Raw genomic sequence first — 14,188 nt, forward strand, 5'->3', positions numbered from 1 at the left:
TGCTCTTTAAGCTTTTTCTTTAATTGGTCTTTTTTCATATTGATACGTATTAGATACTATAAAAATAACGAAAATACTTCTATATTAAAGCTTATTGATGTTAAGTTTTAATTTTTTTCGATATAAAAATATCCTAAAAGAAAATTGATTATAACAAAAAAGCCCAACTTTGCAGTTGAGCTTTCTGTACCTGAGGTGGGAATCGAACCCACACAGTAACTCTCTAAATTCGTTTATTCTTAAAACTCTTTAAAATTGTCTAAAATATCAATAAAATCAATACTTAACAAAGGTTTTGTAATTAAAGTGGTATTGATGTAAATTGATATAAATTGAATAAAAAGGTAAATCGGTAGCACAACGGTAGCACAAGTTTGTTTTTTTAATTACATTTGTTCTGTTCAGATTTTCAATTTATTACAATGGCAACAATTAAATACTTTTTAAGAAGCAAGAAAGATGTTTCACAAATTTATGTGCGATTTTCTGCAAGTAGAGATTTGTTTTTTAGGCGTAAAACAGAATTTGTTATTGATGTAAAAGACTGGAGCGACAACACCAATCTACCAAAACAAAACACAGCCGAAAACAAAAGTCTTATTTCTAAACTCAATAAATTAGAAAATTATATTTTTGATCGTTACAACGATGATTTAGCACAAGGCATTGTAATAGATGGGCATTGGGTAGATAATTGTATTAGTAAGTGTTTTAACCGTGTGCAAGTAACTGATAAAACTATTTTTGTTAACTATCTTCAAGATATAATCGACAACGCAAATACAAGAGAGGCAAGAGGCGGAAAAATTGGACTTTCAGACGGTACAATTAAGAATTATAAGTTATTTAAAAACATTTTTGAGAACTACCAAAAACACATTAAAAAACAAATAAGATTTAAAGATGTAAGTAAGGCGTTTACAGACGGTTTTAAAAATTGGTTATTAAACGATAAAGGTTATACAATCAACTACACAGGTAAACAATTTGAGTTTATTAAAACGGTTTGTATTGATGCTCAAAAAAATGATATTGAAGTAACGCCACACTCTGTAACATTAAAATCATTTAGAGAACAGGACAAAGACCGTTACATACATACTTTGTCTTTTGAGGAACTGGAAAAGATAAGAAATACAGAAATGCCTACCGAACATTTAAAAGAGGTTCAGAAATGGATTTTAGTTGGTTGTTATATCGGGCAACGTGGAGGCGATTTATTAAGTTTAACACCCAATAACCTACGTGTTAACCCTAAAGGCGTTTACATTGATTTAATGCAGCAAAAAACGGATAAAAAAATTACAGTTGGAGTTGTTAAGGATTTTATTGTAGATATTTTATTAAATGATTTTCCTAAACCTGTTTCCTTAAATAAAATAAACAAACATATTTCAAAGGTTTGTGAACTTGCAGAAATTAACCAAAAAGTAAAAGGTTATATTATTGATCCAGTAACAAGAAAACGAACTTTTGAAAATTTACCGAAGTTTAATTTTATAACCTCGCATAGTTTTAGGCGTTCATTTGCAACAAATTTTTATAAAATGATGCCTACACCTGTATTAATTGGAATTACAGGACACACCACAGAACAAATGTTTTTAAAATACATAAATCAAAGAAGTGATAAAGATGCAAATGCTGATATGTTTATGCAATTCTTTGAACAAATGAACGAGAAACAAGAACCAAAATTAAGAGTAATAAAAAGTGCAAGTAACCAATAAAATGAAAGAAGATTTAAAACAATTAGATGAATTAAAAAACGAATTGAACCATTTACGCAACCAACAAGGCGATAAGGTAGCAAAGGCGTTTGATATAGAATACACGTACGAAAGTAATAAAATAGAGGGTAATACATTAACCTTACAAGAAACGGCATTAGTAATTGAAAAAGGTTTAACCATTGGCGGTAAAACACTAAATGAACATTTAGAGGCAATAAACCACGCCCACGCAATAGAGTTTATTAAGGAACTTGCAAAAGATAAAAATAACATTACCGAACGTGATGTATTGCAAATACACCGTTTAATATTGCAAGGAATTAACAACGAAAATACAGGAAAGTACCGCAATGTACAAGTACTTATTTCGGGTGCAAAACACGTGCCACCTCAACCGTATTTAGTACAGAAAGAAATGGAAAGTTTGTTTATTTGGTACAACGAAAACAAAGACTATTTACACCCAATTGTATTAAGTGCCGAAATGCACGAACGTTTAGTAACAATTCACCCATTTATAGACGGTAACGGAAGAACTTCACGCCTATTAATGAACTTAATTTTATTACAAAATGGTTTTCCTATTGCCATTTTAAAAGGCGATGCAGATAACCGATTAAAATATTACAACGCATTAGAAACAGCGCAAATAAACAACGATAAACAGCCTTTTATAGGCTTTATTATAGAGAACATAAAAGATACTATGCAACGAATTATTAACGTGGTTAAATAAAACGTTTATAAGAAATGTGAAATTATTAATTGGATTACATTAAAAACAATACCTAAAGCGTAAAATATGAAAAACACTGTATTATACTTTTCAAATAAAATTGAAATTGAAGATTTTGCTACATTTTATTTGAATAGGTTTGAGTATATGGATAATTCATTATTTATTGATCAATATAATCGTGAGGTAGAAATTGGTAATACAGGAGAAGTTTTACAAGTGTGTTACTTTACAATTATGGATAGAATTTTTAAACGCAAATTTGGAAAAAGTCCTATGGTTTTAAATTCAGAAGATAAGTCAATAACAATAAAAGGTACGATATATTTAAGTAAAGATAGTTTTGAATTTGAAAATAACGAATATGATTTTAGTATAGAAAATAGTACCCAACGCAATAAAGATAATGCAGGCAAAATAATATTAACTAAAGAGCGTAGAGCATTTTTAGAAAAAGAGGTAGCCAAAAGAATGGGGCAAGATCCGGTTTTCAAAGAAAGAGTATTAAAAATGATAGAAGAAAAGAAACTAAACAATAATAAATAATTAAGACTATGACACAAAAATTAATTAACCGTTTTGAAAATTCAAAATACAAAAATTCAGATTTATTTATAATTTCATGGTTAGCATCAAATACGCCATCTAAAATAAACATTAAAGCTTTAAAAGAGATAGTTTTAGAATGCGTAAAAAGAGAAGAAGAAATTAGTAAAGCATCTGGTGATTATTTTGGCGAAAAAGATGATTTAGCGTATAGTCATCATTTGGTATCAATTGTAAAATATTTAGAAATTGAATTAAAAACCAACTTATCTAAAGAGTTGAGTGATTTTAAATTAGTGAACTAAATATACTGGCGTGTATGGATAATTATTCAATTGAAAAACTTAAAAGGAACTTTGAAAAAAATAATTCTGAATTTATTGACCTAAAATGTAAAACAATTTATAAATTAAACAAGAACATGTTTTTTGGTTTAGACTGGGGTTTTAAATTAAATATATTTGACTTTATAGTTAATGAAGAAAAAGAATTAGTTTTTTGTCTGGAATTTTTAAATGTTAAGAAATGCAAAGAGGGTTTAAATGATTTTGAGAGTGAATTTGTAAAATTTTTATCTTCATATTGTTTGTATTTAGATGAAAAAAAGCGAAAATACCCAACAACATTGGAAACTTTACAAGAAAAAAAACCAATACCGAAAGAGAATAAACATCTTTCAAAAAATTGGTTTAAAATAGGTGTAAAATTTGCTACTGGAGAAGTGCAAAAGATTTACAAAGAAAATAACTGTGTTGCAACGCAAACTGCAATGCAATTAGGTAACAAAAATCTACGCCCTTATATTTCAGAAAGTATATCAAATACTAATTTCAATGACAAAAACATATTTAGCAGAAAGCAAAAAGATATAGATTTAATAATAAACTATTGCAACGAAAACAGTTTAACTATTTGTGATGATTTTAATAATAAACTATTGCAACGAAAACAGTTTAACTATTTGTGATGATTTTAATAATAAACTACCAAATCAACCTACTTAAATAAACGGTACTCAAATGGTACGGTACTACGATAGAGTACCAAAGAGATAACCGCAAATTTGCCTTATAACATTAAACAAAACGTTATGAGTGCAATACAATTTTTACAGTACACACCTGAACAACTGCAAGAGCAGATTAACAAGGGTATTAAAAGTCAATTAGAAGACTTTTTAAAACACTTCACACCACAACAGCCAAACGACTACCTAACACGGCAAGAGGTCGCAGACCTTTTTAAGGTCGATCTTTCAACTATTCACAACTGGTGCAAATCGGGTAAACTAAAACCGTACGGAATTGGTGCAAGGGTTTATTTTTTACGTGCCGACATAGATAATTGTTTAATCCCTTTAAATAATTAGTTATGAATACTGGCAATGTAAGAACTCCCGACTTTTATACGCATATCTTTGATTTAACGCACGAAGTAAAATCTTACAGCGTATTTACTCACAACTTCACAAAATCATCAAACATTCAACTATTAACCGAAACGTTACGCATAGAGTTGTATCGTGGGAAATCAAACGCCACAAACATAGAAACTTATTTTACGTTTACGAACCACTAACAACTGGCAAACGAGTGAACAGGTTACAGGTTTACGCCCAACAAAGAACCCAAATGTATTTTATGGAAATAGAAAAGTAAACGGTAAACGTAACTTGTTAGTGTTCGAGTATTTAAACAGCGGTAAAGTTTTAAAAATAGACGTTTACAGGGCGTTTTACCCAAATACTTTCACAATTCTACAAGATATTTTAAAACGTAATTATAACGCATAAAAAAAGGGTACAGCAAATCGTACCCTTATTTGTTCAGTTTTCAATATTCAATACTGGCGTGTAAGAATATGCCTCAAAGATAAACAAAAGATGATAGATAATACAAAGTTTTTAACCGACAATCAAACTATAATAAACAGGATGTTACAGCACCCTGATTTTATTGTATGCAGACCGAAAACAAACAATTATCATTCATTAATGCATAAAAAATTTGGGATTAAATTAAGTTTAGATTTTCGGAAAATATTAAAGAATGGGGATGTAATAGGTTATAGGCATTTAGAACTTAATACAAGTCCGCATTATCATTTTAATAATTATCTACACAACGGGAACGATTTTACCCCCGAAAATAGTATTAAAACAATTATTAATATCCTAACCTATTTAGGAATTGAAGAAAAAGAATATATCGAGTTGAAAGTTTGTAATATAGAGTTTGGTTTAAATGTTATACCTGAAACTGAAATAAAAAATCTGATTGATGGATTATTATTTTACAAAAAAACGCCTTTCAGGAAGGTAGGATTTCCGTATTTCAAAAAAACAGATGCAACTGCATATAAACAAATAAAGGCATACGCCAAAGGTTTGCAGTTTGCTCACATTCCAAAGTATGGAATTGACACCAATACGTTTAGGTTTGAAATAAAGAGTAAAGAATCTAAGAATATAAAAAAATATGGAATTATTACCGTAACAGATTTACTGAGTTTTAGAACATACCAACGATTAGGACAGACTTTATTAGATGAATGGACAAGAGTATTAATAACGAATTTAGATCCCGATTTAAAAGACTTAAAACCTGATGAAGTTCAGTTTGTTCTCAATGCAAAAAAAAATGATTTTTGGGATAAGATGTACAGAGTAAAATTTAGCCGTTCAAAAGAAAAATATCATTTAATTTTAGGAGCAAGAAATAATATACACGCTCAAATAAAAAGATTAATTATTGATAAACTTTTTTCCTTTCAAAATGTTACGTTTTCCACACAGAGAACAGCGACATATAAAGGAAAAGTGTATTTTGACAAAAGACTTTCTCAACTGATAAACTTGGAAAACGTAACACAATCGCAAAATAATAATTTTTGTTTAATCACAGGTTTAGATATTTCAATGCAAAAAGAGGGTAGTTTTTTACTTTCGCATACTGGGTTAAAATATTATTACGCACATAACCGTAAATTATTTGATGAGGTTAAAAACAAATACCTATCTGTAAAATGGTTTTATACAGATACAGAAACCCAAATAAAAGAGATTGCCCACAACATACGAAACAAAGTAAGTAACACAAGGATCAAACAACAGAAACTATACACCCAACAACAAACGAACCTATTAACCTATTTTTAGTTAGTAGGTTTTTTTCTTCAAAACTCTGTATTCACGAAAGAAAATAGATCGACGATTAAACAATAAGTTATATATTTTGTCAATTATCACAATTAACAAGAAATAAAATAAACAGATAAGTGATGTTTCTAAAATAGTATAAAACGTCATATTGAAAAAATTACTTTCTGCTTTTTTATATCCAAAAACTTCGGCAGTTTGATAAAAATAAAATTCATTATGATTTAGTGAGTATTTTTTAGCAAAGGGAAATGTTTTATACACTGTGGATATGCAAATAAGGATTTTAAGGGAAACTAATTCAGTTTCCCTTATTTCCTCAAACCCCTTAACTACCTTAATTAATGTGAATAACTTTTCTTTTCTCTTTTTTGGTTATTAATTACTTTTTCTTACATTAGACAAAATTTGACAAGTCAATTAATGTAGTATGAATTTTGGAGAACACATAAAACAATTGCGAGAGCAAAACCAACTATTACAAAGGCAAGTAGCAAGTGTATTAGAAATAGACACGGCAATGCTTAGTAAAATAGAACGAGGAGAACGGAGAGCAAAAAAGGAACATATTACTCTATTAGCAAACTTACTTCATTCAAGCGAAAGGGAGTTATACACAATTTGGTTAGCCGACCAAGTATATGAAATAATAAAAGAAGAAAGTAATCCATCAGAAATATTACAAGTAGTTGAAAAAGAATTAAAATTAAAATGAGTTTAGAAGAAGCGCAAGTAAAATCTAAAGAAAGAGTTACAGACCACGGCGAAGTATTTACTAACAAGCGTGAGGTAAATGCCATGTTAGACTTAGTGAAACAAGAAACAGAAAGAATAGATTCTCGTTTTTTGGAGCCTGCATGTGGAACAGGAAATTTCTTAGTAGAGATTTTAGAAAGAAAATTAAAAGTAGTTGAAGCTCGTTACAAAAAAAGCCAATTGGAATACGAAAGAAATGCTATTACAGCAATTTCAAGTATATATGGTGTAGATATATTAGAGGATAATGTAGATGCTTGTAGAGATAGATTGTTAGGTATATTCACTAATTATTACATCAATCATTACAAAAAAGATTTTAACGAAGATTTCTTAAAAGCAGCTCAATTTATTTTATCTAAAAATATCATTTGGGGCGATGCTTTGTCTATGAAAACAACAGAAGGTAAACCAATTACATTTTCAGAATGGAGTGCTGTAAATGGCAGTATGTTAAAAAGAAGAGATTTTCAATTAGATAAATTATTAGAAAATGTGGAATACGACGATAGTGAAATGAATTTATTTTCAGACCATCAAGAACCTGTTTTTATACCACAACCAGTAGCCGAATTTCCATTAACGCATTTTTTAAAAATAGCCGAAAATGATTGAAACCAATTATAATCCAGATGTATTAACGTGCCTTGCTAATTTAAGCAATGACGAGGTATTTACACCTCCTACTCTTGCTAACCAAATGCTAGATACATTACCTCCAGCATTATTTAGCAATTCCAAAACAACATTTCTCGACCCAGTTAGTAAGTCAGGAGTTTTCTTGCGTGAAATAGCAAAGCGTTTAATGATTGGGCTTGAAAAGGAAATACCAAACCAACAGGATAGACTAAACCACATATTTAGCAAACAGTTATTTGGTATTGCAATAACAGAACTTACTTCCTTATTATCTCGCAGAAGTGTGTATTGCTCTAAAATAGCAAACGGTAAATATTCTATATGTGAAACCTTTACTAATGAGCAAGGAAATATCATTTTTGATAAAACCGAACACACTTGGAAAAACGGAAAATGCACCTTTTGTAATGCCAGCCAAGAAGTATATGAGCGTGAAGATGCCCTAGAAACTTATGCGTACCAATTTATACATACCAACAACCCTGAAAAAATATTTAAGAATATGAAGTTTGATGTTATTATAGGAAACCCACCATATCAATTGAATGTAGGAGTAGAACAAGAAAATTACGCTATACCTTTATACCATAATTTTATACAACAAGCAAAAAAGCTTAACCCAAGATTTTTATCAATGATTATTCCTGCACGTTGGTACGCTGGTGGTCGTGGTTTAGATGAGTTTAGAGCAGAAATGCTAAATGATAATAGAATTACAAAAATTGTAGATTTTCCTAATGCAATGGATTGTTTCCCTGGTGTAGACATATCTGGTGGTGTATGTTATTTTTTATGGGAACGTGATAAAAAAGATGAATGTGAGGTTAAAACTTTTAAAGGTAATGATGTGGTTTCTGTTATGAAAAGACCTTTACTTGAAAAGAATTGTGAAACATTTATTAGATTTAATCAAGCAATATCAATCTTAAGAAAAATCTCAATTCATTCTGAAAGTACATTTGATACTTTAGTAAGTGCTCAAACGCCATTTGGTATAATATCATCTTTTAGGGCTTTTAAAGATAAGCCATTCAAAGACTCAATAAAAATTCATACAGTAAAAGGTGTTGGTTATATTAATGAAGATGTTGTAACAAAAAACAAGCACTTTATCAAAGAGCATAAAGTTTACATTTCTAAATCTTATGGAGAAAGAGGTAACTATCCGTATCTATTTTTAGCAAAACCTTTTTATGGTGAACCTAATAGTTGCTGTAGTCAAACTTATCTTCATATTGGACCATTCTCATCTAAAAAAAGATGTGATAATGTAATCGGTTATATAAAAACAAAATTCTTTAGATTTTGTATAATGCAAAGAAAGAATACTCAAGATGCTATGAGAAACGCATACTCATTTGTACCAATTCAAAATTTTGATGAATCATGGTCAGATGAAAAACTATATAAAAAATATGGTTTAACTGAGGAAGAAATAGCATTTATTGACAGTATGGTTCGCCCAATGGTACTAGAAAAAGAATAATTTATGGAAACTTGGAAAGAAAAAGCAATAAAAATACTGCAAGACAGTCTATTTCCTGTACCAATAGAATTAAACGAATTGGATTGGAAAAGTGGTTTGTCAACAAAAACCGAAAGACTAGCACAACATATTTGTGCATTTTCTAATTTGCAGGGAGGTGGTCTATTGGTATATGGGGTTAATAATGATGGTAGTCTATTTTCAGTTTCTCAAACAGATGCTGATAAAACAGTTACATTATTAGGTAACATAGCAAAAAACAGCTTAAGTACTACTATTTCAATTGAACATAGTATTATGGAGTTCAAAGGATTTAATTTATTATTTGTACACATTCCAGAACAAGAAGATAAGCCCATCCATTTACGAGGAAAAGATTTATATGATTGCTACACTAGGTCAGCTGGTCAAACTATAAAAATGACAAAAAAACAAGTACAAATCTTAATTTCCCAAACTAGAGGCATACCATTCGAAGAAATTACAGCTTTAGAAAATTTATCAGAAGAGCAAGTTTTAGCGAAATTAAACTATCAAAAACTATTTGAATTATTAGATAAAAATACACCAAAAAATACTGATGCAATTCTCAATACATTAGCTGAATATAAATTTATAATAAAAAAAAACAATTCATGGGGAATAACTAATCTTGGGGCAATCCTTTTTGCTAATGATATTAATGATTATCCAGAACTAAATGGTCGTAATGTTATTGTACGTCAATATGTCGGTAGCAATAACAGAGACTTAGAAAAAGAACAAAAAGGGGTTTACGGGTATGCAGCAGGGTTTGAGGGTTTAATTAATTTTATAATCAAGCAATTACCAAAAACGGAAATTATTGAAGACATTAGAAAAGACATACCAATATATCCCAAAGTAGCTATCAGAGAGTTTATTGCAAACGCACTAATTCATCAGGATTTTGCCATTGATGGTATGCCAATTACAATTGAGATATTTACTAACAGATTTGTAATTACTAATCCTGGCGCACCACTAAACGATGTAAACCGTCTTTTGGATATGCCTCCAAGATCAAGAAATGAAATTCTTGCTCAAACAATGCTATTGCTTGGAATTTGTGAAAGAAGAGGTAGTGGAATTGATAGAGCAATTGAAGCAATAGAAGAAAGAAGATTACCAGCAGTTAAGTTTGAAAAAAGCGAATCACATACCAGAGTAATTTTATTTCCTCCTAAAGAGTTAAAAGCAATGTCTAAAACAGAAAAAATTATGGCTTGCTATCAACATGCTTGTTTGCTGTTTGAAGATAGAAAAGAACTAAACAATCAGTCAGTTCGAGAACGCTTTGGTATTAATAAAAACGATTCATCAGTAGCATCAAGAATAATATCAGACACTTTTGAAGCAGGTTTAATAAAACTTTCTGACCCAGAAATCACATCAAGAAAATACGCAACTTATATTCCGTATTATGCATAATCATATAAAATCTTATTTGCAAAGTAAATCCAAAAACATCAAAAACTGTTGATTATCAAGGTTTTTTTATTTGCAAAGTAAATCCTCAGTAATAAAATGAGTAAAAAATATTTTCCAGAAAAAAGCATCCCAAAAGTATATGCTTATACCGATACAAGATTTCCTAACTGTATAAAAGTAGGTTATACTACCAAAACAGCTCACGAGCGTGTTGCAGAACAATATCCTGTTAAATTGCCTAATATGAGTTACGAAATCATATTAGAAGAATTAGCAATTCGAAATGATGGTACTTTCTTTACAGACAAAGATATTCATAAATTACTCAATGCTAAAAAAGTAAAACACATTAATGGGGAATGGTTTGAGTGTTCTCTCAAAGAAGTAAAAGCATGTATTTTAGAAATAAAAACAGGGGTTGTAAACGAAGATAAAAGAACTTTAAATTTTGGTTTACGTCCTGAACAAGCTGATGCTATTAACAAAACTGAAACTTATTTTAAAAGTTTTAAAAAAGAAAACAAAGATAAAATACCTCATTTCCTTTGGAACGCAAAAATGCGTTTTGGTAAAACCTTTACAACCTACCAATTAGCAAAAAAAATGGGGTGGACTAAAATATTGGTTTTAACCTTTAAACCTGCGGTTCAAAGTGCTTGGAAAGAAGATTTAGAATCTCATATCGATTTTGCAGGTTGGCAATTTGTTTCTAATAAAGAAGATGATTTAAGTTATGAAAACATTGATACCAAGAAACCGTTTGTATTCTTTGGTTCCTTTCAAGATTTACTAGGTACTAATTCAGCAGGAGGTATAAAATCTAAAAATGAATGGGTACATACTACTAATTGGAATTGTGTTGCTTTTGACGAATACCATTACGGTGCTTGGCGTGAAAATGCAAAAGAACTTTTTGAAGCAGAAAGTGCCAAAGAACAACAATTTGGTGAAGGAGTTGGAATTGAATACTTTGATGAAAGTATAATGCCAATAACAACAGCACATTATTTGTATTTATCGGGTACACCTTTTAGAGCTATATCATCAGGAGAATTTATCGAAGAGCAAATTTTCAACTGGACCTATTCAGATGAACAAAGAGCGAAATCAGAGTGGAAAAAAGAAAATAATCCCTATGCCTCTTTACCAAGAATGGTAATGTTAACCTATCAAATGCCTGACACTATTGTAGAAGTAGCAATGAAAGGAGAATTTAACGAGTTTGATTTGAATGTATTCTTTTCAGCCGATGGTGAAGGTAGCAATGCTAAATTCAAATATGAAGATTACGTTCAAAAGTGGCTGGATTTAATTAGAGGTAACTTAGCAGAAACAACCATTGATAATTTAAAAATGGGTGCAAAAAAACCACCTATGCCATTTTCAGATACTCGTTTATTAAATGTCTTACAACATACATTTTGGTTTTTACCAACGGTCGCTTCTTGCCATGCAATGAAGAATTTAATCGACCAAAAACAAAATAAATTTTATCACGATTATGAAGTAGTAGTGAGTGCAGGTACTGGAGCAGGTATTGGTGTTGAAGCATTAAAACCAGTTGAAAAAGCTTTAGGTAATCCTTTACAAACTAAAACAATTACACTCTCATGTGGTAAATTAACAACGGGAGTTTCTGTTAAACCGTGGACAGGAATATTTATGTTACGTAATTCATCAAGTCCCGAAACCTATTTTCAAGCAGCATTTAGAGTACAAACTCCTTGGACAGTAAAAAATCCAGATAAGAATGCTCCTAATCGAGAAGAAATAATAAAACATGAATGTTACGTATTTGATTTTGCACCTGATAGAGCATTAAGGCAAATTGCCGATTATAGTTGTCGACTTAATGTTGGTGAAAGTAATCCCGAAAAGAAAGTTGAAGAATTTATCAACTTCTTACCAGTTTTGGCTTATGATGGTAGTTCAATGAAAGAAATTGATGCAGCAGGTATTCTAGATATTGCAATGAGTGGAACAACAGCTACACTATTAGCAAGACGTTGGGAAAGTGCATTACTCGTTAATGTTGATAATTTCACTCTACAAAGATTGATGGATAATCAAGAAGCTATGCAAGCATTGGCAAATATAGAAGGATTTAGAAATTTGAACCAAGATATTGAAACTATTATTAATAAATCCGAATCCATTAAAAAAGCTAAAGCAGAAGCAAACGAAAAAGAACTAACTAAGAAAGAGAAAAAAGAACTTTCTGACGAAGAGAAAGAATACAAAAGTTTAAGAAAACAAATTCAAGAAAAGCTTATCAAATTTGCTACTCGTATTCCTGTATTTATGTATTTAACTGATTACAGAGAAAGAAGTTTAAAAGATGTAATTACACAATTAGAACCTGCTTTATTCAAAAAAGTAACAGGTCTTAATGTTAAAGATTTTGAATTGTTAGTTAGTCTAGGAGTTTTCAATAGTGCATTAATGAATGATGCCGTATATAAATTCAAACGTTACGAAGATGCTAGTTTATCCTACACAGGAATAAATAAACATCCTGAAGATAAAATTGGACTATACGACACAGTAATAAGTGCGGAGGAATTTAAACAAGAATTTGAGAATATCTAAAATGCGATCTGTAAAAAGAATTAAAAATAATTTTTAAAATGTAGAATTAAAAAACAGCACACTATGAGCCAACAATTGTATTTCAACCTACTAACTTTTGACTGGCCACAAAAGTTCTGTTATATTCAAATCAATATGAATGTTTTAAAAAAAAGCAAAAAAATTTTTGCAAATAACTAAAACCAAACCCCTATACCTATATAAAACTCATTTTCGGTATGATACCCTACGGTATTAAAACTTATATATGGTCACAACTACATAGTCATATAGCAAATTATTTTTTTCTACTTGTTATAAATACATATAACTATAACGACAAGTTAAAAATTTCTTTCCTTTTAAACTTTGATACTTACAATTTATCGAGTAGTGTATTCAAGATATAAATGTTATCAATGGACTTATTAAACAGATAGTTATTTTTTACTGTTTTTCTCAAATGTTCGGAAGATGTTCGGAAACATTAAAAAAAAAAAACCCTCAACTACTGAAAGTCAAGGGTTTTTGTGCGGGTGATAGGACTCGAACCTAAACGAAGTTAAAAAATGGATTTTAATTGGTTGTTACATTGGGCAACGGGGAGGTGATTTATTAAGTTTAACAGCCGATAATTTAAGAATAAACGCAAAAGGCGTGTATGTAGATATAATTCAGCAGAAAACAAATAAAAACGTAACTATTGGCGTTGTAAAAGATTATGTAGTAGATATTCTTACAAACGATTTTCCTAAACCAATGTATGTGAGATATTCTATATTAGTAGATGATAACATATCATATCACATACAGCACTTTTGTTTTTAATGAGTCAATTAAACAAACTACCAGTTATAAGGAATAATTAAAACAGAAGTTAATCATTATTTTAAATTGTCTGTTTTTGTACATTGTTTGTAGTATATATGTACTACAAAATGAAAGAAATAGAATTTTAAAATTTTAATTGATCTGATACTTAAAAACAATCTTTTTTCAATCGGTAGCACACGGGTAGCACAAACACGAAACAAAAAACCCTCAATACGTGATGTATTAAGGGTTTCTGTACCTGAGGTGGGAATCGAACCCACACTCCGAAGAACACGAGTTTGAGT

At 30.1% G+C, this 14,188-nt stretch carries 14 protein-coding genes; all 14 read left to right on the forward strand.

All coding sequences use genetic code 11. The features are described from left to right. Positions 1 to 422: 422 nt before the first annotated feature. The 14 genes from RSC72_RS15065 to RSC72_RS15130 all read left to right on the forward strand — a co-directional run bounded on the left by RSC72_RS15065 (position 423) and on the right by RSC72_RS15130 (position 13,898). The gene (locus RSC72_RS15065) at positions 423 to 1,730 is read left to right on the forward strand and encodes a phage integrase SAM-like domain-containing protein (RefSeq protein ID WP_332578624.1); all 1,308 of its coding nucleotides are present in this window, start codon (positions 423 to 425) and stop codon (positions 1,728 to 1,730) included. Between the two features lies 1 nt (position 1,731). Beyond that, positions 1,732 to 2,469 carry a Fic family protein gene (locus tag RSC72_RS15070; protein WP_332578625.1) on the forward strand — a complete coding sequence of 246 codons (738 nt, stop codon included), beginning with the start codon at positions 1,732 to 1,734 and terminating at the stop codon, positions 2,467 to 2,469. A 66-nt stretch (positions 2,470 to 2,535) separates the two neighbouring features. Further along, positions 2,536 to 3,015 carry a hypothetical protein gene (locus RSC72_RS15075; protein ID WP_332578626.1) on the forward strand — a complete coding sequence of 160 codons (480 nt, stop codon included), beginning with the start codon at positions 2,536 to 2,538 and terminating at the stop codon, positions 3,013 to 3,015. 8 nt (positions 3,016 to 3,023) lie between these two features. Continuing rightward, positions 3,024 to 3,320: a hypothetical protein gene (locus tag RSC72_RS15080; protein WP_332578627.1), complete on the forward strand. Its 297-nt coding sequence runs from the start codon at positions 3,024 to 3,026 to the stop codon at positions 3,318 to 3,320. A 14-nt stretch (positions 3,321 to 3,334) separates the two neighbouring features. Beyond that, positions 3,335 to 3,982, forward strand: coding sequence for a hypothetical protein (locus RSC72_RS15085; RefSeq protein WP_332578628.1), 648 nt, complete (start codon positions 3,335 to 3,337; stop codon positions 3,980 to 3,982). 123 nt (positions 3,983 to 4,105) lie between these two features. After that, positions 4,106 to 4,384 carry a helix-turn-helix domain-containing protein gene (locus tag RSC72_RS15090; RefSeq protein ID WP_332578629.1) on the forward strand — a complete coding sequence of 93 codons (279 nt, stop codon included), beginning with the start codon at positions 4,106 to 4,108 and terminating at the stop codon, positions 4,382 to 4,384. Positions 4,385 to 4,386: 2 nt separating this feature from the next. Beyond that, positions 4,387 to 4,593 (forward strand): hypothetical protein, encoded by a 207-nt coding sequence (locus tag RSC72_RS15095; protein WP_332578630.1) that lies wholly within the window; start codon positions 4,387 to 4,389, stop codon positions 4,591 to 4,593. Between the two features lie 304 nt (positions 4,594 to 4,897). Next, complete coding sequence (locus RSC72_RS15100; RefSeq protein ID WP_332578631.1) at positions 4,898 to 6,172, forward strand: hypothetical protein; 1,275 nt, start codon at positions 4,898 to 4,900, stop codon at positions 6,170 to 6,172. A 430-nt stretch (positions 6,173 to 6,602) separates the two neighbouring features. Continuing rightward, positions 6,603 to 6,887, forward strand: coding sequence for a helix-turn-helix domain-containing protein (locus RSC72_RS15105; protein ID WP_332578632.1), 285 nt, complete (start codon positions 6,603 to 6,605; stop codon positions 6,885 to 6,887). After that, positions 6,884 to 7,543 (forward strand): DNA methyltransferase, encoded by a 660-nt coding sequence (locus tag RSC72_RS15110; protein WP_332578633.1) that lies wholly within the window; start codon positions 6,884 to 6,886, stop codon positions 7,541 to 7,543. Before RSC72_RS15105 ends, RSC72_RS15110 begins: the two co-directional genes overlap by 4 nt. Then, positions 7,536 to 9,053, forward strand: a complete 1,518-nt coding sequence (locus RSC72_RS15115) for an Eco57I restriction-modification methylase domain-containing protein (protein ID WP_332578634.1) — start codon at positions 7,536 to 7,538, stop codon at positions 9,051 to 9,053. Before RSC72_RS15110 ends, RSC72_RS15115 begins: the two co-directional genes overlap by 8 nt. Before the next feature lie 3 nt (positions 9,054 to 9,056). Further along, positions 9,057 to 10,502 carry an ATP-binding protein gene (locus RSC72_RS15120; RefSeq protein ID WP_332578635.1) on the forward strand — a complete coding sequence of 482 codons (1,446 nt, stop codon included), beginning with the start codon at positions 9,057 to 9,059 and terminating at the stop codon, positions 10,500 to 10,502. Between the two features lie 96 nt (positions 10,503 to 10,598). Beyond that, positions 10,599 to 13,091 (forward strand): GIY-YIG nuclease family protein, encoded by a 2,493-nt coding sequence (locus RSC72_RS15125; RefSeq protein ID WP_332578636.1) that lies wholly within the window; start codon positions 10,599 to 10,601, stop codon positions 13,089 to 13,091. A 636-nt stretch (positions 13,092 to 13,727) separates the two neighbouring features. After that, positions 13,728 to 13,898 carry a hypothetical protein gene (locus RSC72_RS15130; protein ID WP_332578637.1) on the forward strand — a complete coding sequence of 57 codons (171 nt, stop codon included), beginning with the start codon at positions 13,728 to 13,730 and terminating at the stop codon, positions 13,896 to 13,898. Positions 13,899 to 14,188: the final 290 nt, after the last annotated feature.

It is taken from the genome of Algoriella sp. (genome assembly GCF_036647415.1).
Lineage (GTDB): Bacteria > Bacteroidota > Bacteroidia > Flavobacteriales > Weeksellaceae > Empedobacter.

Coding starts and splice junctions, on each gene's coding strand:
- RSC72_RS15070 (WP_332578625.1), top strand. CDS start 1,732: ATGAAAGAAGATTTAAAACAATTAGATGAATTAAAAAACGAATTGAAC.
- RSC72_RS15100 (WP_332578631.1), top strand. CDS start 4,898: ATGATAGATAATACAAAGTTTTTAACCGACAATCAAACTATAATAAAC.
- RSC72_RS15110 (WP_332578633.1), top strand. CDS start 6,884: ATGAGTTTAGAAGAAGCGCAAGTAAAATCTAAAGAAAGAGTTACAGAC.
- RSC72_RS15115 (WP_332578634.1), top strand. CDS start 7,536: ATGATTGAAACCAATTATAATCCAGATGTATTAACGTGCCTTGCTAAT.
- RSC72_RS15085 (WP_332578628.1), top strand. CDS start 3,335: ATGGATAATTATTCAATTGAAAAACTTAAAAGGAACTTTGAAAAAAAT.
- RSC72_RS15125 (WP_332578636.1), top strand. CDS start 10,599: ATGAGTAAAAAATATTTTCCAGAAAAAAGCATCCCAAAAGTATATGCT.
- RSC72_RS15105 (WP_332578632.1), top strand. CDS start 6,603: ATGAATTTTGGAGAACACATAAAACAATTGCGAGAGCAAAACCAACTA.
- RSC72_RS15065 (WP_332578624.1), top strand. CDS start 423: ATGGCAACAATTAAATACTTTTTAAGAAGCAAGAAAGATGTTTCACAA.
- RSC72_RS15090 (WP_332578629.1), top strand. CDS start 4,106: ATGAGTGCAATACAATTTTTACAGTACACACCTGAACAACTGCAAGAG.
- RSC72_RS15080 (WP_332578627.1), top strand. CDS start 3,024: ATGACACAAAAATTAATTAACCGTTTTGAAAATTCAAAATACAAAAAT.
- RSC72_RS15120 (WP_332578635.1), top strand. CDS start 9,057: ATGGAAACTTGGAAAGAAAAAGCAATAAAAATACTGCAAGACAGTCTA.
- RSC72_RS15095 (WP_332578630.1), top strand. CDS start 4,387: ATGAATACTGGCAATGTAAGAACTCCCGACTTTTATACGCATATCTTT.
- RSC72_RS15075 (WP_332578626.1), top strand. CDS start 2,536: ATGAAAAACACTGTATTATACTTTTCAAATAAAATTGAAATTGAAGAT.